At 29.0% G+C, this 20639-nt stretch carries 21 protein-coding genes; 1 reads left to right on the top strand and 20 read right to left on the bottom strand.

The features are described 5' to 3' along the window. Positions 1–3 precede the first annotated feature (3 nt). The 6 genes from fliF to ACWJJT_RS00510 all read right to left on the bottom strand — a co-directional run bounded on the left by fliF (position 4) and on the right by ACWJJT_RS00510 (position 4508). Positions 4–1572: a flagellar basal-body MS-ring/collar protein FliF gene (gene fliF / locus ACWJJT_RS00535; protein ID WP_462955641.1), complete on the bottom strand. Its 1569-nt coding sequence runs from the start codon at positions 1570–1572 to the stop codon at positions 4–6. 15 nt (positions 1573–1587) lie between these two features. Beyond that, the gene (fliE, locus tag ACWJJT_RS00530) at positions 1588–1887 is read right to left on the bottom strand and encodes a flagellar hook-basal body complex protein FliE (protein WP_462955640.1); all 300 of its coding nucleotides are present in this window, start codon (positions 1885–1887) and stop codon (positions 1588–1590) included. An 11-nt stretch (positions 1888–1898) separates the two neighbouring features. Then, positions 1899–2333: a flagellar basal body rod protein FlgC gene (gene flgC / locus ACWJJT_RS00525; protein WP_462955639.1), complete on the bottom strand. Its 435-nt coding sequence runs from the start codon at positions 2331–2333 to the stop codon at positions 1899–1901. A 6-nt stretch (positions 2334–2339) separates the two neighbouring features. Further along, entirely contained in the window at positions 2340–2741 is a 402-nt protein-coding gene (gene flgB / locus ACWJJT_RS00520; protein WP_462955638.1) for a flagellar basal body rod protein FlgB, read from the bottom strand. Between the two features lie 466 nt (positions 2742–3207). Then, positions 3208–4035 carry a flagellin N-terminal helical domain-containing protein gene (locus ACWJJT_RS00515; RefSeq protein WP_462955637.1) on the bottom strand — a complete coding sequence of 276 codons (828 nt, stop codon included), beginning with the start codon at positions 4033–4035 and terminating at the stop codon, positions 3208–3210. 293 nt (positions 4036–4328) lie between these two features. Next, on the bottom strand, positions 4329–4508 hold the full coding sequence (locus tag ACWJJT_RS00510; RefSeq protein ID WP_462955636.1) for a YjfB family protein: 180 nt from the start codon (positions 4506–4508) through the stop codon (positions 4329–4331). A gap of 414 nt (positions 4509–4922) precedes the next feature. Between ACWJJT_RS00510 and ACWJJT_RS00505 the strand changes: the two genes are divergently transcribed. Further along, the gene (locus ACWJJT_RS00505; protein WP_462955635.1) at positions 4923–5744 is read left to right on the top strand and encodes a flagellin; all 822 of its coding nucleotides are present in this window, start codon (positions 4923–4925) and stop codon (positions 5742–5744) included. A 261-nt stretch (positions 5745–6005) separates the two neighbouring features. Here the strand turns inward: ACWJJT_RS00505 and ACWJJT_RS00500 are convergent, their stop codons facing one another. The 14 genes from ACWJJT_RS00500 to flgL form a co-directional block, all read right to left on the bottom strand. Then, positions 6006–9179: a methyltransferase domain-containing protein gene (locus ACWJJT_RS00500; RefSeq protein ID WP_462955634.1), complete on the bottom strand. Its 3174-nt coding sequence runs from the start codon at positions 9177–9179 to the stop codon at positions 6006–6008. Positions 9180–9201: 22 nt separating this feature from the next. Then, positions 9202–9327, bottom strand: a complete 126-nt coding sequence (locus tag ACWJJT_RS00495; protein WP_462956712.1) for a glycoside hydrolase family 99-like domain-containing protein — start codon at positions 9325–9327, stop codon at positions 9202–9204. Positions 9328–9332: 5 nt separating this feature from the next. Further along, positions 9333–11066 carry a glycosyltransferase gene (locus ACWJJT_RS00490; RefSeq protein ID WP_462955633.1) on the bottom strand — a complete coding sequence of 578 codons (1734 nt, stop codon included), beginning with the start codon at positions 11064–11066 and terminating at the stop codon, positions 9333–9335. Next, positions 11060–13045, bottom strand: a complete 1986-nt coding sequence (locus tag ACWJJT_RS00485; RefSeq protein ID WP_462955632.1) for a glycosyltransferase — start codon at positions 13043–13045, stop codon at positions 11060–11062. Before ACWJJT_RS00485 ends, ACWJJT_RS00490 begins: the two co-directional genes overlap by 7 nt. A 24-nt stretch (positions 13046–13069) precedes the next feature. Then, positions 13070–14116, bottom strand: a complete 1047-nt coding sequence (locus tag ACWJJT_RS00480) for a tetratricopeptide repeat-containing glycosyltransferase family 2 protein (protein ID WP_462955631.1) — start codon at positions 14114–14116, stop codon at positions 13070–13072. A 308-nt stretch (positions 14117–14424) separates the two neighbouring features. Continuing rightward, positions 14425–15264 (bottom strand): flagellin N-terminal helical domain-containing protein, encoded by an 840-nt coding sequence (locus ACWJJT_RS00475; RefSeq protein ID WP_462955630.1) that lies wholly within the window; start codon positions 15262–15264, stop codon positions 14425–14427. 191 nt (positions 15265–15455) lie between these two features. Continuing rightward, entirely contained in the window at positions 15456–15791 is a 336-nt protein-coding gene (locus ACWJJT_RS00470) for a hypothetical protein (RefSeq protein ID WP_462955629.1), read from the bottom strand. Between the two features lie 62 nt (positions 15792–15853). Further along, on the bottom strand, positions 15854–17842 hold the full coding sequence (gene fliD / locus ACWJJT_RS00465) for a flagellar filament capping protein FliD (RefSeq protein ID WP_462955628.1): 1989 nt from the start codon (positions 17840–17842) through the stop codon (positions 15854–15856). 47 nt (positions 17843–17889) lie between these two features. After that, positions 17890–18285 (bottom strand): flagellar export chaperone FliS, encoded by a 396-nt coding sequence (fliS, locus tag ACWJJT_RS00460; RefSeq protein WP_462955627.1) that lies wholly within the window; start codon positions 18283–18285, stop codon positions 17890–17892. Positions 18286–18297: 12 nt separating this feature from the next. Next, positions 18298–18588, bottom strand: a complete 291-nt coding sequence (locus ACWJJT_RS00455) for a hypothetical protein (protein WP_462955626.1) — start codon at positions 18586–18588, stop codon at positions 18298–18300. Positions 18589–18617: 29 nt separating this feature from the next. Beyond that, positions 18618–18965 carry a flagellar protein FlaG gene (locus ACWJJT_RS00450; protein ID WP_462955625.1) on the bottom strand — a complete coding sequence of 116 codons (348 nt, stop codon included), beginning with the start codon at positions 18963–18965 and terminating at the stop codon, positions 18618–18620. Between the two features lie 13 nt (positions 18966–18978). After that, on the bottom strand, positions 18979–19194 hold the full coding sequence (gene csrA, locus ACWJJT_RS00445; protein WP_462955624.1) for a carbon storage regulator CsrA: 216 nt from the start codon (positions 19192–19194) through the stop codon (positions 18979–18981). Then, the gene (gene fliW / locus ACWJJT_RS00440; protein ID WP_462955623.1) at positions 19188–19637 is read right to left on the bottom strand and encodes a flagellar assembly protein FliW; all 450 of its coding nucleotides are present in this window, start codon (positions 19635–19637) and stop codon (positions 19188–19190) included. The genes csrA and fliW overlap by 7 nt, the downstream gene beginning before the upstream one ends. A gap of 45 nt (positions 19638–19682) precedes the next feature. Beyond that, positions 19683–20609, bottom strand: coding sequence for a flagellar hook-associated protein FlgL (gene flgL, locus ACWJJT_RS00435; protein ID WP_462955622.1), 927 nt, complete (start codon positions 20607–20609; stop codon positions 19683–19685). Positions 20610–20639 lie beyond the last annotated feature (30 nt).

The raw sequence follows: 20639 nt of genomic DNA, 5'->3' as shown, positions 1-20639 counted from the left end.
TATTTATCCCCTCTCATCTTCTGTAATCCAAGACTTAATTATATCTGCAACTTGCCCCGGTTTCTCTTCTGCATACTTTTTAACTTGCTTTTCAACATGTATTTTTTTGTTATTAGCTTCATAATCCAATTTAATAGGCTCAAAGACTTCTTGCTGCTTTGGAGTGATATTATCTTCAATTTCCAACCCAATGCCATCTGAAATTGTTTCTTTCTTCTTACTAGACCTACGAATTGCAAATATTACTATACCAAGTAATATAAGACCTAGGGCTCCATATGCTATGCGAGTGTAAAGTATTTTCGATGCTGCCGCTTTATCGGCTTTTGCTATATCAAGGAGTGCTTGTTGAGCTGCTTTTTTACTTGCACTATCAAAATACAAACCTTCTATGCTTATAGTATCCCCTCTCGCTCCAGAGAATCCTGTTGCTTGCGCAACTAAATTATTTACAGAAGTTTTAGTAGTTTGATCCAAATTACCATCTAGTACAACTGATGTAGTAATTTTTTTAATTGCCCCTGGTGCCTTCACTAAGTTTTCCTCTGTTTTTGAGTTTTCATAATTTTTCGTACTATCTTTATTCACAATATTCCCATCTTTTTTAGTTGTAGGTGAAGTGTTTTTTGTAGCTTCATCTACAGGGCTAGTGGACAAGGCATCGCTAGAGTCTCCATTCCAGGTCTCAGTATCATGCGAACTTGCTACTGCTTTCTTTTTTTCATCATATGTAATACTTTTTCTTTCAATTGCATCAAAATCAAGCTCTGTATTAACAGAAACCCTTATTCCAGTTTTATATATAGGTTCTAATACTTTCATTATCTTTGTTTCTAAATCCTTTTCGATTTGTGTTTTTAACTGTTGTTGCTTATCGGTAGAACCAGTTACAGTAGCTTGCTGCGCATCATATAAGCCTTCAGTTAAAAGCTCAAATTTATCAGATACTATACTCACATTTTCCTTTGGAAGGTTCTCAACAGCTCCAGTTAGAAGCGCTACTATTGCCTTTACCTGTGCATTATCAAGCTTAGTACCTGCTTTAAGTTTTAATACAACAGATGCACTAGCTGGCTGTGTTTCGCGAACAAAAGCTGTATTCTCTGGTAACACCAAATTAACCTTAGCTCCTTCAATTTCCGGAAAAGACTTAATTGCTCTTTCAATTTCGCCAGCTAAAGCCCTTTGGTACATAATTTTAGTTTCTGTATCCGTAGGTGCCATTTTACCATTATCAAAAAGTTCAAATCCACTACTTCCCTCAGTAATCTTAACCTCAGACATAAGCTCCATTCTAAGGCTGTCAACATCAGCCTTAGGTACTAGTATGGAGTTACCCGTTATTTTATATGGAGCTTTTTTCTCTTTTAACTTTGCTACAATTGCACCTGAATCCTCTGGTGTCATATTTGAGAATAACACATCATATTTAGTTGAAGATGCTATGATTAAAAAAGAGCTAAAAGCTACTATTATTACGCCCGCAAGTAAACTGTAAGCTATTTTTTTACTTTTACTTAAACTACCCCAGCTTTGCGAAAGCTTATTCTTCATTTCAAGCAGCTTGTTCATATTTAGCACCCCTTACTATATCTGCATTCTATTAAATTCTCCATAAGCATCTACAAGTTTATTTCTAATTTGTACTGCCAGTTCTAACGACAGTTTAGCTTCTTCTGTGGATAACATGACCTTATGTACGTCTTCTTCTTCACCCTTTATAAACTTTTGGGTAAGATTTTCCGCATCTATTTGTTTATCATTGACCTCATTTATTTTTTCTTTTAAAGTATCTAAAAAACTACTATTTTTATTATTAACTTCTAACTCGTTTTTTTGAAGTTCATTAGATATTTTTGTGTTGTTAATATATCCATTTATATTCATAAATCATCCTCCTATTTACCTATTTCTAAAGCTTTAGAAAATATACTTTTTTGAGCATTTATAGAATTTACATTTGCCTCATATGCTCTTGTAGAAGAAATCATATCTGCCATTTCATTTGTAATATTTACGTTAGGCATAGTCACATATCCTTCATTATCTGCATCTGGATGTGATGGGTCATATACACGTCTTAAAGGTGAATCATCATTTTCAATCCCAACGGCTTTAACACCTTTAAAGCTTGTTTTGTATGATCCACTAGTTTTATCTAATTCTTGCTGCAAATTTTCCTGAAATACAGCTACTTTTCTTATGTAAGGTTTTCCATCTTCTCCCCTAGTAGTAGTTGCATTCGCTACATTAGAAGCTATTGTATCCATCCTTAGTCTTTCTGCCGTTAGTCCACTAGAACTTATTCCCATTCCCCTAAAAACATTATTCATAATTTATTATTTTCCTCCTATAACATAACTTGTAAGTGAAATTTTACTGTTAACTTGTTTAACCAGAGCATTATACATTAATGTATTTGCAGCCTGATTAGTCATTTCTAGATCTACATCCACGTTATTACCATCTTGTCTCATACTGGTATTCTCTTCTCTTTTCACCGTAATGTCTCCGTAGCTACTGCCTGTTTGCATATGTTTACTATTATTAGTTTTCATTGTATCTTCACCCATACTCCCATTTAAAGTATCTTCAAATGTAACATAGAGCTTTTTATACCCTTTTGTATTAATATTTGCAATATTATTTGCACTAACTTTACTTCTCAGTGCTGAAGCATCCATACTCTTTTTCAATAAATTATAAGTATCTTCACTTATAGAACTTCCATTTATATTCACTATTCTATCCCCCTTAATATAGCAATTAGACATATAATGCTAAATTGATTCTTCAAACCTAATATTTTACTATTAATAGCTAAATTTGTTTTCAAATCTAATATATACCACCATTCATGTATATTATATACTATTTTCTTACCTTAATGTGTATTTTTTTCACTAATTTTCATTAACTATGTTAAGTAATTACTTGAAAATTTAAAGTATCTAATTTCACAATTAAAATGCTACCTCACTGCTTATGTTTGTTTACTAGTAACTATTGTGATATTAATCTTTTATTTACATTTTATAATTATATTATACATTATTGTTTTAATTTGTCTATATGTTGATTGTATTGTCACCTGAAATAAAAACAAGACGAATATAGCAACGTGTTTATTTTGATGTTACTTATAACTAAAGGAGGCTTGATTTTCATCAAGCCTCCTTTAGTTATTGATTCTTTACTTTTCTTTATTTATCTACTTCTAACATTTTCTAATATTCTTAGTGCATCCTGTGGAATTTTGTTTGATTGAGCCATCATAGCTGTTCCAGCTTCTATAAGAATACTATACTTAGAATATTCCATCATTTCCTCAGCTATATCTGCATCACTTATACCACTTTCAGCGAATTCTACTTTATCTGATATCTCAATTATAGAATTATAGCTACTCTCAAATCTATTCTCTAAGGCTCCATATTTACCTCTAGCACAGATGATTGCATCAAGGGCTTTATCTACACACTCTAGAGACTCATCTATCTTATTCACATCTACCTTAAAAATACCATCCTTCTTGAGTTCTAATCCTTCTGCAGTTAAATCAGACTTTGGTATTTCAATTTTTTCGCCTACATTAGTTCCTATAACAGCCTCTATAGCATCCCCTTCAACTAAAAGCTTAACTCCATTAAACTCAGTCCTATTTGCCATGTCATCTGCTCCATCTAACATTTGATTTATTTCCTTTTGTATAACATCTTTATCCTCTTGGTTTGTAGCTCCTCCAGCTTGTACTAATAATTCTCTAACTCTTTGTATGTTATTAGTAATACCTTCCATACCGCCCTCTGCGGTTTGAAGCATGCTAATTCCATCTTGAGTATTTCTTGCCGCCATTTGAAGCCCTCTTATCTGCATTCTAAACCTCTCGCTTTGAGCAATTGCATTTGGGTTTTCTTTTGAGCTATTTACTTTAACACCGGATGATATTCGCCCTAATGCTGAACTTTGCTTAGTAAGATTCTTGCTATATGATTTATATATATTTAAAGAGGCTATATTCTTATTTAATCTCATAAAATCAACTCCATTAAAGTTTTTTTAATTATCCCTCACTTACTACTTCGTTTAAAGTATCAATACCTTTATATGAATTTTTATAAACCCTAAAAAAATGAGCAGCACTAGCTATTAGTTTAGCCACTGATGCTCATTTTAATTTTTTTATTTCCACACTACTCATGTCTTTTCTCATACTCTTAACTTCACCTTTAATTTCGGAAACTTTATAATAAAACATTAAAATTTAATAATAAATAATCATAGACGATTAATTCATGCTTTAGTTCTTCCTTCTCATTCATATACTCTTATGCCCTTACATCCAAATGCTGTCCTACATTAGAATCTACTGCAACATTACCCATCATTTCTGTCATCTGTATAGCATTTTCCTTGCCAGTATCCATTGCCATTTTCATAACTGCTATTCCAGCTGATTGTTGTACTCTTGATTGACTCATTATCATTGATAGTGCACCTATGTCCATTAGTTTTCCTCCTTTTTGCTCTGAAAAATAAGAATAGCTCATTCTAATCATTTAATTATCGATTATTTTTTTCATAACTTAACTTCATATGGATTATTCTTTAATTTAGTTTTTCTTATATATCCTTATTATCTTATCCACATGCCTTATTCCATGAAAATAATATCATTAAAATTTATTATATCCTATGAATTTATTATTTTATATCATTGTTTTCACAATCAAAACCTCAACTATGTTTGCGTATTATTCATTATTGCTAAATTCCGAAAATTTACACCCTAGCTTACTTATAATATCTAATTTTTGATATTTCCAATTTTGTGATTTTTAATCATTTTGAAGAATACCTAAAGTTTATATTAATTTTTACGAAAATAGTATGAGACTTATTTTTACAAGGAGGTGATTTTATTGATAATAAATAACAGTTTTTCCTTAATAAATTCATATAATAAACTAAATAAAAACAAACTTCAAAGCGAGAATGTATTAGAAAAACTTTCTTCTGGCAAGAGAATTAATAAAGCTTCTGATGATGCAGCTGGATTATGTATTAGCGAAAGCTTTAAATCTCAAGTAAGAGGATTATCCGTAGCAGAAAATTGTATGCAGGATGGCATCTCATTGCTTCAAGTAACCGATGGAGCTTTAGACGAAATTTCAACACTTCTTCATAGACTGAAAGAAGCTGCTATTTACTCTTCTAACGAAACATTATCAACTGAAGATAGGACATCTTTAGATAATGAATTTAAGCAAATAAAAGCAGGTATAGATGCAATTTCAAAAAGCACTAATTTTAATGGTATAAAACTTTTAGCCGATGATAAAGCTCTAAATATTCAAACTAGAGACGACCCTTATGCTAGTTATTCTATAAAGCTATTCGATACTAGTACTACTGCTTTAGGATTAGATATTGTTTCACTGAGTAGCCAACCCGATTCTAGCGATGCTATATCAAAAATCGATGAAGCTTTAATAAAAGTTATTAAGAATAGAACTAGCACAGGTGCAGACCTAAATTCTATTCAGCACTCTTTGAATAATGTAACGAATACAAACTGTACTATTAATGCATCCCTTTCACAAATTGAAGATATAAATATGGCCACCTCTGCTATGAAAATGATTAAATTTGGTATTTTAGAAGACTCTAACCATAAGATGTTATTATCTTTGAGATTAAATAATGAAAATGTCAATAACATATTAAATAAATGGCTACAATAACAATGTTAAAATTATGATTAATGCATAAAAAAGTCCAATGAAATATTTCATTGGACAACCATTTTCTTATCTTTACCTTTCAAAATAAACCACCAGATAATAAGTATCTTTTCAAATTATATAAACACATTTAATCATTATTTAATTTAAATCCCCCTTGATTTTGCTTCATGTCCCCTTTTAATAACCTTATGATATATAGGTTTTAAATTATAGTATTCTTCTTTATCCGTATAAAAGAGAGTTTTATTTCTAAATAAATCATTTCAAATCACCTTTTTCAAATAATATATCTTGTAATATATTGTTTTTAATCTCTAATGACTTCTTAAATACATCTGTAACCATATTCTTATATTTCCAATCATAATATATTTGTTTCATCATTTTTTCCTCTTCAGCTTTTAAATAATTATATCTTGGCTCCGAAAAAGTAGGATATATCTCCAACATTATTTTTCTAACAAAATCCTCAAGGGTAAACTCTTGTATAAATGGATACATTTCATAAAATATCCCTTCTATACTTCTAAGTAATACAAAATCCTCTTCTAAACATTCTTTATAAGTCCACTTTCTATCAATAAATATATACGTATTATTATTTTCTATTATATTATTAAAACAAAAATCTACCGCTATCCCATCCACTAAAGTATATCCTTCAGAATCCTTTGTACCTTTTCCAAATTGATAAATCAATTCCTTTCTCATTTTTTTGCATAAACCGACAAATGTGTCATATGAGTCTTTTTTTATAATTGATTTATATACATCTATAAGAATACATTTCCCTTCTATTTTCTTGCTATTTTTTAATTCAAATTTTAAATCTTCACTTTCATACTTAGTTAATCCTTTATATAAAGTTTTTTTACTTACTAAATACTCTCCATCTTTATCTGTAAAATCAGTGTAATGATGAAAATTATCCTTTACAGCACTTCCATTCCAATACTTTCTAATTAAATAATCAGTTTTTAAATTTACTTTTTTATTTTTAGAACAAATTATCAAAAATGAGTTCGCCATATCAAATAATAATCCCGCCTCTTTCAAAGACTCTAATAACAAGGGTTCTACCATTAGATATTCTCTTTTATTAGAATATTCCCTAGTATTCCCCCTTATAATAGCTCCTATATCAAACTCTAAAACCTTTTCGTCTTCTCTTAATATAGTTGTTGGTAATTTATAATCTGGAAATGGAAAATAAAATTGCATATTTTCAAAGCCTGCATTTTTAAGCATTGATGTTAACTCTTTTTTACTAAATGTTATTGGTGATTTATCAGGATATCCATTTATACCTGAAAATACTCTCCCATTATGATCCTCTGTACATCCTGCAAAATACTTTTCACCCAATTTATTTTCTATAGATAATATAAAAATTCCATCTTCATCCATGGAGTTATTTATTTTACTTAAAAATTTTTCACATACCACTTTCGGATTTTCATTTGAAAAATACGGTAAATATTCCATAACTCCAAGTAATGTTACTAGGTCATATTTTTCTTTAGGAAAATTACAACTATTTAAATCATCTACAAAAACAGTTACATTTTCATTGTTTTTATTTCTTTCTTTTAATGTTTTAGCTCTACTTACACTGCCCTCTATGCAATGTACTTCTTTACAATGCTCTGCTAACCAGTTAGTAGATGCACCCATTCCCGCACCTAATTCTAATACACTCCAATTAGGATCAATTATTTCACTAATTGAATGTAACAAGTTAGTTCTAACATGAGTTAAATGATATTCACTTGCCCAATCTATTGCATACTTTCTTAAATTCGTATCATATCCGCTTATTTGTTCTTGCTTTGAAAATACATCGTATATATAATCTTCACTACCATCTTTATAATCTACAATTTCATATCCTTTATTTATAAATACTTTTTTATCAAAATCAAAATTGTAATCTTCCAGAACCCTATATAATAACTCCTTATTTATAAGGATATATTCACCTATTTTATTTCTATACAATTGTATTATTTTTTCTTTATTTTTTTCTAAATAAGCCCATGGTATACTTTCAATAATTTCATTGTAAATATTATAACTTATTTGTGATTTTCCATTCTCATTTGTCCTCTCTATAAATTCAAAAAGTTCTTCAACCTCGCTAATGACCTTAAATTCATTAAATGGTGACAATTTTTCATCTATTAAGCACTTATCTATTATCTTAATATTTTTGTTATATGATATATAATATAAGAATGCAAAATCAAATATAGATTTATATTCGTCCATAGAAACTATATTATTTTTATTTAATATATCTTTTCTAAACAAAACAGTAGAAATATTCCCCATATAACTTATAGATTTCTTTACACAAGAATCAAAAAACTCAGCCCCCTTAATAATCTTATTTAAATATACATCTTCAGATTTATTATTAATATTATTTACTATATTTCCATCTAAATCTATATAATTTCTTTTACAAAAAACTATATCCAAATTATTATTTGTTGTAATCTCATCAAACATAATGGTTAATTTATCTTTAACCCATTCATCCTCTTTATTAAGAAAAGTTATGAATTGCCCAGTGCTTTTAGATATTGCATTTATAATGTTTATATAATAACTAAGTTCATTATTATATAACACAACATTCACATCTTTTAATTGAAATTTCTCATCTCTTCCTAATAATATTAATTCATAGTTGACATAGGTTTCCTTTAATTTCAATCTTTCTATTGAATCTCTATCTACATTAATAAGAATTATACTAATTTTAGGGTATACAATCTTTTCATATTTACATAACAATTCTTTATCTATACTATTTACCATTAGGTCACCAAATTTAGCTTCATTTACAATAAAACTAGGTAATTCCGAATTATATATACCAATTTTCTTACCTTTACTCAAAAGTTCACAACATACCGCTAAACTTAGATTACTAAAATCAAGATACTCTGAACATAAATTTATATTTTCTTTTTTATCAAGTTTTATAAACATTAGGTCATTAGTAATCAATTGAACATTTATTATTTTTTCATTACTAATTATATTATTAATGTTCTTCACTTTTTCTTCCAAATAATCATATATGACATTTTCAATATAATTTATTTTATTCATATATTTAGCAAGATCTTTATTACCTCTAATTCCTATTGCTTGTAATTGCTCATCACAATTGAGTTCATTTATAATATCAACTATTACATTTTTATTTAAAATTTGAGTTGTTTCTTTTAATATAATAATATGTTCACATTTTTCATTATTTATCTCTTTCAATAAGAAATTAAACTCATTTTCTTTTATATTGAATTTTGTAATTTTAATATTATAATTTTGCGGAACTTCTAATTGTTTTGCGTATAAAAAGCATTCATTTATAAGCATATTATCTTCACCAACTATAAATAAAAATATTTTTTTTAACATTCTTCATCCTACCTATCTAAAATTATTTTTCTTTGCATTTATCATTGACATCATTAAACGCATCATATGTAGCCTCAAGATAAGCATCTCCAAATCTTCTATCTGGCTCTAAATGTGCACCTTCTCCCCATTCATTCCAAGCATTTATAAATACTATACATATTTATAATCATATAAAGACTTTATATATTCTGTATATTTTTTATCATCTACCATATCACAGGCAGTTTGACATTTATCATAATATTTACTTATATCCATATTATATTTATGTTTTTTTACTATCTTATCTATAATTTTCAGCAGCTCATATATTATAAATGACTCTTTCATTGTGTCTTCATCAAATTTACTTATAATATTTAAAATGGTATTAATGAGTTCTTCAAGATTCAATATGTTATTTTTTTCTGTGACTAATACAGAGTACCTAATATCTCTGAAAAACATTTCCATAGTTTCATCGTAAATCTTTCTCCCACTATCAATTAAAAAATCTGATAATTTGATAAATTCAATTATTCCTTTTGACATTGTTATAGGTCTTCTTTGATCTTGCCCTTGGTGTATTCTAAAATAACTTAAAGGTTCTGGTATATAAACCAGCTTACCCTGCTCAACCATACTAATCCATGTAACTAAATCACTTATAACTTCAAATTTTTGTCCTTTATATTGACCAAATCCATCTTTATTAATCAATGATTTTTTGAAAAGAGGAGTTGTAGTTTCCCCTATAAAGTTTAATCTAGAATTTAAAACATATTCTTTAACCATGTTCTCATCTAAATAAGTAACATTATCAAAAATCTTTGTTGTTGCACTAATATCACATTTTTCATCGCCATATTCATCTATTACTTTTCTATACGAAGTAACCAATGACACATCCTTATCTTCTAGAAAATATTTCATCATTTTAGTAATTTTATTTTTAGCATATACATCATCATCCATTAAAAAACAAATATGCTCTCCCTTTGATAAAGATATGGCCTTATTAAAGTTTTCTATGACTCTTAATTCCTTTTTATTTTTACAATATCTGATTATAGGGCTATCTATATACTTTTTGGCTACCCCTTCAACTTCATTATTCGTACTGTTATCACATACGATAATTTCTTTATTTATATAATCTTGATTTATTGCACTTTCTAATGCTATTCTAAAATATTGAGGCCTATTATATGCAGTTATCATAATTGAAACTAAAGGGAATAAATCTTTAGAATATTCATCTAAAAATATAGTTCTATATTTTTCATATTCACTATCATCTGTTATCCCTTTAGGTCCACAATCATGAAGTACCCATGGTAGGTCTGTATTTAAAATTACTACATTATAGCTATATCTTTTGAACTCTATACTTTGTGATATATCATAAAAGTGCCAACCATTAAGTATATCTTCTCTCCATGTTACGTCATACTGTGTTATCATAACTAAACCATCTATACATTCTGCCTGCGAATGTTCAATGCCTTTACTATTTCTTTTCTCTTTCATGCCTCCATTGGCATTATCATATAAATTAAAATAACACCTTTTAGCTTCCCACCATACTGCATTTGTAGGTAGCTTTTCACAACCGGCTGCTCCTATAATGCCTAAAGATTCATCTTTAAAAGTCTCTAAAATTTTTAATATAAATTCTTTATCAACTATAAATGCATCTTGATGTATATACACCTTATATTTCGCATTATTTTGTTTCATTGCCTCATTGTAACCTGAAGTTATACTTTTAGCTTGTTTTATTGCTATTGTATCGACTTCATATCCTTTAGGTATATCTAGCTTCCTAATATATCTTAAACATTCATCATATAAAATCTCATCATTAACACAAGTTATAAAACATATTTTTTTATCATTTAACATGTTTTTTTACCTTTAATGTTTTTTAGTAATTCTTCGATATTAGGATTTTTTTCTTTTAAATTGTACAAATATTCCAAAGCCATAGTTTTTTCTCCCATAAGATTTAATATATAAGCCAAATTATAATTAGTATCTATATCTTGTGGATTTATGTCATATGCCTTATTTAATAACGGTAGGACAATATCATACTCTTCATTTTCAAAAGCCTTTATTGCTACAAAATTTAATATATACAATTTATCAATAATATCTTTATCAACAATTTGAATTATACTATCATCGCTTATTTGTTTATTTTTTATAAGTTCTACTAATTCTTCAATTGCTTCATTCTCTTCAACCTTAAATTCTATTCTTCTAATCAAAAATTTTACATTTCTCAAAAAATTTCTTTTTTCTATTATTAGATCATTTAATGTTTTCCATGTTTCGTCTTTTTCATTTTCTTTAACCTTACTTATATGTGAAAGTGCTATTTCATACTCACCTATATTAAATAAAACCTCACTATAATTCATTAAAATCATATAGTTGTCGTCTTCATATTTTAGTGCTTCGTTAAATGTAGGTATTACATTAATCATAAGTTTATTTTCATAACACAAAGCTGCAATAGAATTTAAAATATCAACTTTATTTTCTATATATTTCTCTATTATATAAAAAATTTTATTAAGACTCTTATCATTATTATCTAAAATATTTAATATGTAATCAAAAGACTCCTCTAAATTTAATTCCTTATCTATATTTTTTAAATGCTTTTCTAATTCTTTTTGGATTTTATTGTCATAGACTAAGTATACTCTTCTTAAATTGCCTGTTTCTTCATCTATCTCCTTAATTCCATCCGAAAACATAAAACCATTTGATTCCATAAACTTGTTTGTATTTTCAATTTCTCCGTTAAGTTTTTCATCCATCGATACTTCTGTTGGTATATTTACGACTACTTGTCTACTGTTATTTAAAATATTAGTCAAATTGATACTGCTAATCTTCTTAGCATTGCTTATGAATACTACATCAAATTTTACCTTATTATATTTTAACTCAATTAAGTTTAAGGTTGTTAAATAATTTTTAGCTATTTTTTCCGCTTTAAAAGTATCTTCAAACCCATAGTAATTACACTGAATTTGTTGTGTTAAATATAATGCTGTAGCACCTGTACCACATGAAATTTCTAATATGTTTTCAGTGTTATCCTTAATAAATTCAGAATATCCCCTATATATACTCATATGTTCTCCAGATGTAAATCCCCATTTACTTTTAAATATTTTATTGTTTCTTTCTATTAGTTTGCTATACTTATCATCTTTATTAAAAGATATCCCACCATAATGATGTATAAACGTATCCTTACATAAAAATAATCTATAACCTTTATTCATTAGTCTAATATTGTAATCATCATCTTCAAAGTTTCCTGGAGTAAAATCTTCGTCTAAAAATCCAATCTTATTTAAGGCTTTTCTTTTTATCAAAAGGCAGAATCCTATTAGTTTTTGTCTTTCTTCCCATTTTTCTTTATTTGAAATATTAAACTTTGAAGCAAATATATGCAACCCTTCTAAATTTGTATAATTAACTTGAATACTTTGATAATAAGCTGCAGAGTTTGTAATAGGACCCACTGCTCCTATATTCTCATCACTATAAAGACATTCATTTAAATTACTTAACCAGTTTTTTGTAACTACAGTATCATTATTTAAAAGTAATATATCATTATCCGTCTCGCTGGCAACTATACCTTGGTTACACCCTTTTGGAAAACCTAAATTTTCATTATTTATTATAACTTTTATATCCTTTTGCTTCTTTAACCACTCACTAGTTCCATCTTTTGAATTGTTATCTACTACTATTATTTCATATTTCCCATTTTCAGTATACTTCCTTATACTTTCTATACATTGAGTAGTATACTCTAATTTATTAAAAGCAACTATAATTATACTTGTTTTCATCTTCATCACCTATTTCCATAAATTTTATACCCTATTTAATCCATCTAAAGCCGGTTTATAATCTCCACACTTTTTATAATAAAAAATTGCTTTTTCCTTAAGCCCCGAACATTCATAAATCACTCCAATATTATAGCAAGCTAAATATGAATTTGCCCCTTCCATTTTTCCCTCTTTTTCTCCAATGCAATCTGAAAAGCCTTTAATAGCTTGTTCAAACAACGCATTATTCATATAAATTAATGCCATTAAAAATTTATAATCTAATAAGCTACTGTATTCCTTTTCATATTTTTTCAGTTCTAAAGCCTGTGCATATCTGCCTGTATTAATTAAAGAATAACCATAAGTTTCAATTAAATCTTGCACATATTCATATTTAGTATTAGCCTTAAAAGTCAAGGCTTTATTAAAACATTCAACAGATTTTCCATATTTTTTATCAAGATAATATGTTTTGCCTAATTGATAATATAAATATGGATCCTTATCATTTTTTTTAATGCTCTTTTGTAACAATTCTAAATTTCTTTGTATTTTATCCGTCTTTTTCATAATTTCCTTTGTATAGCCTATATGATCTACATTAATATCTACATTAATAGTATTGTAGTTTTCTCCATTTTGGGCAACAAGCTGCTCGTGAATCGTCCCTTCATAGTGAAAGTACTTTTTGTTAAAGAATCTATTTACCCTTTCTATGTATCTTTTGGTACCCAGTCCATCTTCTAAAATATTTACTCTTTTAATTCTCCCTACTATTTTGTCATCTTTCATAATTTTTTTCTTAAACCCTTCATGTTTAAAACCAGTAATAATCTCATCCGCATCTAATATTAACACCCACTCATTACTTGCTTTCTCCAAAGAAAGGTTTCTGGCTTTTGCAAAATCATTACACCACGGAAAATCATATACCTTATCAGTAAATTCCATTGCAATATTTCTTGTTTTATCCTTAGAGCCAGTATCAATAATAATAATTTCAGATACAAATCCATTTGTACTTTGCAAACATTCTCTTAAATTACTTTCTTCATCTTTCACTATCATACATAAACTAATATTCATAAAGCTCCTCCAATTGTATATATTATATTTATCGATGAATTAAGAAAAACCTTTACCCATATTAACTACTACATTATTGGGGCAAATACACATGACAGCGAAATGAGCACCAGTAGCTATTTTTGTAGCCACTGATGCTCATTTCAATATTTTCATTACTGCTATGCCAGATGATTGTTTTACCTTTGCTTGACTCAAAGCCATTGATAGTTCCCCTATATCCATTAGATTCCCTCCCTTTTCAAATTATAGAAAAGAGCCAGAGTTTTCACCCTGACTCCTTAATATTACTTTTATAAGTTCATGAATTATCTTAATAATGCAAGAACTTGTTGTGGTTGTTGATTAGCTTGTGCAAGCATTGCTTGAGCAGCTTGATTAAGAATGTTGTTCTTTGAGAATGTAGACATTTCTTTTGCCATGTCTACGTCTCTGATTCTTGATTCAGCTGATGTTAAGTTTTCAGAAGCACTGTCAAGGTTCTTAACAGTATGCTCTAATCTGTTCTGCATAGCTCCTAGGTATGACCTTCCTGATGATACGCTGGCAATTTGTCCTTCAACAGCTTCAAGTGCTAATTGTGCATTATCATAATCTTTAACATCTACTGCTGTTAAAGCTGCGTTCGTTTTTGTCATATCAATACCGTCTTTTTTAAGATCAAGTGTAATATTATCTCCTTCGTTAGCACCAACCTGTAGGTTAACCTTACCATCATTCTTGTCTCCTGCTTTACCAGTAAAAAGTTCTTGCTTATTGAACTGTGATTTTGAACCAATTCTTTCTATTTCTTCCTTTAACTGTGAAAATTCATCATTAATAGCTCCTCTATCAACAGTTACATTAGTATCATTTGATGCCTGAACTGCTAATTCTCTCATTCTTTGAAGGATATCATGAACTTCAGAAAGTCCACCTTCAGCAGTTTGAATCATTGATATACCATCTTGAGAATTTGATGAAGCTTGATCTAATCCTCTAATTTGTCCTCTCATCTTTTCAGAGATTGCAAGACCCGCTGCATCATCTCCAGCTTTATTAATTCTAAGACCTGAAGAAAGTTTTTCCATAGATTTACCAGCATTTGTTGAATTAATACCCATGTTTCTGTTAGCGTTCATTGCACCTAAATTGTGATTAATTATCATTATAAATTCCTCCTTGATTTTTAAAGTGAACATCCTTGTCCACTGTATCTATAGTTAAGCTATTTGAGCCTACTAACTAATTTGTCATTGTTGCTTCTTTCTTGATTTTCTGCTTCTACTATTTATATCGGTATAAGAAATAATAACTTTATACCCTTTTTTAAATATATTTTAAAATAATTAATTCTTTATTAAGCTTCTTTGCTCAAAAAAACTGCTTTAGCTGATATATTATTATATCCTGCCATTCCCACTTGTTTTTTTCCATTTTGTTTTATTTTTTTCAATAAGTCATCTTTTCTAACTTCCATTTCATGCGCTAATACTTTTTCTAAATTTTCTATTTTATATTGCAAATAAAATTTCTTCAATTCTTCTTTTGAATAATCAATATTATTCATATCATCTAAGATTAATTGCCTTTGCTTAAAGCTTTCATCTAGTCTCTCATATTCCTCTGCTTTAACTGTTTTAATAATATCCAAAGTGATATCTTTGTATTTAATAAATTTTTCAACTAAGTTCAATGTATCACCCACTTTGTTTTAATTAAATCATCTCCTGCGTAGCTGCATATTAACGACTTTATTTATGCGCCCGTACCAAGCATAGATGCAAGTGCACTTTGTTGTGAATTTAACATATTCATAGCTTTTTCTAGTGCTGTGAATTTAGCATAATACCTGACTGAAGCAGACTCAAGTTGCGCTTGAAATTTACTAACACTTAAAGTCTTATTATAAACTTGATCAGGTAGTGTATTTTCACTAGAAGTACCTGAACTACTGTGATCATATTGCTTATTTACGAATATATTCATATATCCCGCTGTAGTATAAGTACCATCTTTCCCAATTCCAGGTGACGCCACATAGTTTCTCATTATATTATCTATTCTTTTAAATATACCCTCTTCATGGTATTGTTTTGAACCTACATAAGCCTGTTTTGAATCCAAATCACTACTAGAAGTTCCAATAAACATTTTTTTAAAGTCATCCATGTTATTCTCAATAGCATTTTTTAATTTTGTTTCATCATTAATCACAAGTTTACCACCATCTGTAACATCTGATGATATCTCTATACCTATAGCAGCAGTACCATAGCTACCAAAATTCAAAGTTCCTTTACCAGTGTTAGGATCTGTTTTGTCGTAACTACTATATACCGGTTCATAAAATACTCCTCGAACTTGGGTCATTAAACTACTTAAATAATCATCATTGCTAAGTATTCCAACTTTTGCTTTACTTTCCCATGTTTTGATTTGATCATCACTCATGCTTGATCTTTGTTCATCAGTTAATGGAGCATAATTCTTATTTGTTTTTTCTGTTAATTTTGTATTGATTGTTGATACTATAGTATTGTAATCCTCAATGAATTTTTTCATATTACTAACAACAGTATCTGAATTACTGGTAATAGTTAAACTAGCGCTACCTATGCTACCTATATTATAAGCAACCCCATTAGTTGTAAATCTATTTGAGTTTTGAGTTGTGGTCACTGTTGGTTGTCCTGGTGCGGTTATTTCTACTATAGCATCCTTACCTGTTTTTGTTGTTCCAACAATTCCAAGGTTACTAAGATTGCTTATACCACTACCGTCATCCTTAATTGTAATAGCTGAAGAAGAGCCATAATCTTTTGACTGAAATGAAATTTTTCCAGTTGTATCATCTATGTTCAGTGTAACGGCTCCACTAGTTGCACTTTTGATTTTTTCCATTAGTTCTTCAATAGTTGTGGTAGCATCCGCTGTAATAGTTACAGGATCTATGCCTGTAGCAGTATCATATGATAAAGAAAAACTAATATCATCTTTGATTCCCAAATCTGATAATTTTGAAGTTAAAGATATTCCACTATTAATAGTTAAATCACTTGTTATTTCAGAAACAGTAGAACTACTTTTACTCAAATTAATATTAGTCGTAGAATCTGTTTTTGTAAACTTAATATATTCCTTATCCCCTTCTTTAACATAGGATGCAGTCATTTTACCATTTAAGTCTGATGCTGAAATTTTACTATTTATATCGGATACTAAGTCTACAGTGGTAGCCCCAGTTAAATTACTTAATTTAACCGAGGACTTGCCATCAACGTCAAACGCTAAATCCTTTCCAATCCAATTTGATGAATCAGTTACCTCTATCATTGAATTTTGTGGTGTACCCTCTATTTTAGCTTGCTCTGCCAATTCTTTCACATTCACCTTATATGTTCCTGACTTAGCATTTGAATTAGCTGATGCTGAAACAATAGCGCTATCCGAATTAGTAACTGAATTTGTATTAAAAGAATTTCCGGATAGAATATACTTACTTGAAAGTGGATCAAAGTAATCCTGCAATCCTTTTAAGCCTTTAATAACTTCTCTATACCCCTCTTGCTTCCACTGCAATATCTGCTTTCCTCCATTTGCTTTATCTATCTTAGCTTGATAGTTTGCAAGCATAGACTTAACTACTGCATCTGTATCAATACCTGATGCCATACCTGATATCCTTAATAAATTAGCACTTGAATTAGCGCCACTATTAGTACCGGTTGGATAAATACTTGCCATGCATAATCACCCCTTTATATTTGAAAATTGATCAATAACTCCTAATTCTACTTGCTTCCTTTTGATGATTTATATGCCTGGTTCCAAGTACCTCGAACATCATCAATTAGTGGAATAACCTCGTTCATTATGAGTACATCTTTTTTAACATTGGCTTCCATAAGTCTTCTTGCTATAAATTCATAAACTTTCATTAATTTTTCTGCCCATTCTCCGCCTTTTTCCACATCCAATGTTGCCATTAATTCATAGAATATATTTTGAGTTTTTATAATATTTTCATGAGCTTTTTTAACATCTTTGTCTATTATGGCCTGTCTACCTATTTTTGAAAATTTTGCAGCCCCATCTACTAACATCAAAAGCAATTGATCCTTTGATGCGAAATTTACACTATTGCTTTTATAAGTATTGAATGCATTTCCATAAGCGTTCATTGCCATATTCCTTCACCTCTATTTTTTAGTATCTATAAAATTTCCAATACACCTTTGTTCTTTTTCTAAAGTATCTTTAAAAACCTCTACCTCATATTGAGTATTTTTAAATGCTCCTACAGATATTTTATGTTTCTTCTTATATTTTGAAATTTTATACTTAAAGTCGACTTGTGAATTTGAATTATCGCTAGGGTTTCTATCTCTATTTACTGAAATTGTTTCTTTTCTATGAACTACACCAGATTTTGTAGTATCCTTAACTCTTTGCCTTATTTCAACATCAATTTTATTTAATTTAAATTCCATAATAGCCCTCCAATATTTATTCTAAAGGGTTATGCCTTTTTATCCACTAAAACACCAGCCATTTCGCACATTTTAGCTACCATGTCTAATATTTTTTTTGAGGGGATTTCTTTTATTACTTGATTAGTATTGTTATCAATTACTTTTATAATCATTTGGTTAAGTACGTCATGCTTTTCATATTGTACATGTATACCTTCACCATCTAGAAATTTATTTATTTTATTTACTGCATTCTTAATTTCTTTTTCAGTATTTTGTTTTTCACTAAATGAATTATTGATTTGAGCTAGCTTTGGCCCAACAACATTTTTCGCAATTTTATAATCTATACCTGTATCTGTAAAATCACTTTGATCAATACCCCCAATATCCATATTCCCTCCCATTTTATTTTTTTAATTTTTCTAAAGCTGATGCATCAAAAACCATAGCTCTTTGATTTTCATCCTTGACCTCTGTATAAAGTTCTTTCCTCAAAATACAAATTTCTCTTGGTGCAGTTATAGCAATTTTTACAGATCCATTTTCAATCTTAACTATAGTTATTTCAACGTCGTCACCTATAAGTAGTGATTCACCTTTTTTTCTGCCTATTACTAACATTTATTTGTCCCCACTAAAATGTCGTTAAATAGTGGTTCCTTTATTTTGTATTTATCATTATCTAATATTAATTGTTCACCCAATTTTTCTTTTATATTAATAATGATTGGAGCTTTTAAATTAGTGGTCATATTTTCAATATTTGAACTTAAAGTTACTGTAGTTAACACTAATACTTCTTCAGGACTCACGATTTTAAGTTCTAATACATTGGTGTCTGGTATTTTAAATTCATAATCTTGTATTACTGCGTATGGAGATACCAAAACTAAACCAATCTGGGTATTTTCAATTGAGTGTAATATACTAAAAACTTCGTTACTTTCTAATGGGGAAATTATAAAGTTTTTTAATTCTTTAAATCCTGGCAGACCTTTTTTGAATATTATAACATCTTCATCACTGTATTCTCGAGTTCCATGGTACTTAGTAACTAGCTCCATACTACAACACACCCCTTTTATAATTCAACTTTCAATTCTCAACTACTAAAGATAATCAATTAAAGAAGGCTGGATTATCTTAGCACTAGTTTGAAGAGATGCCATATACATGGTTTGCATCGTAGCAAATTCCATTGCTTTTTCCGTAATATCTATATCTTGTGTTTTAGATAGAATTTCTATCATATTTAATTTCTGATCTTCATTCCTTGCTGCAGCGCTTTCCATGCTATTTTGCTTAGCACCAACTTTTGAACGTAGACTTAATACATTAGTCATGGCATCTTTAATTCCTGTCAAGTCTTCATTTATCAACTTTTTAATATCGTCTGGATCTTTAGAATCAAGATTGCTAGTAATATTTAAAAGTAATTTGGTAAGATTATTATCACCCTTTCCATAGTTTATAACATCAGTTGCTGTGATATTATACTCCATAGTTACCCCTTCGGATACTTCTACTAATAACTTGGTAGATTTTAAGTTCGAAGCCATATCACAAAGAAGTTCGGTATTTTCCCCTCCGGCCACTGTATCCGTAGGTTTAGTAGTTCCACTTGTTCCTCCAAATATATATTTACCATCAAAACTAGTGTTAAGTTTTTGAGAAAGTTCTCCAATCTTTTGATTTATTTCATCTTTAACAGCTTGCCTTTCATTACTAGTGTAACCAGGATTGCCAGTGCTTTGTAAAAGTTCTTGAATCCTAGAAATTGAATCACCTACCTGCCCTAATGATGTATCTGTTATATCAAGCCAATTACTTGCGTCTGTGATATTTGTGTTATATTGTTTATTTGCACTTATATCAGAATTTATTCGCATTATCTTAGAAGCTTTGGCAGGATCATCCGAAATTTTCCCGACTTGTTTACCAGAAGCCATTTGACCTTGAATAGTGCTTAAATTACTTAAATTTCGTCTCATGTCATTCAAAAAATTATTTGAAAGCATTTTATTGGTTATTCTCATAAAACCACCCCTCAATTAATATATATAAAC

Source organism: Clostridium sp. CM041, assembly GCF_055081035.1.
Note: the sequence above shows the minus strand (reverse complement) of the source record. Positions and strands in the feature narration are given on the sequence as shown.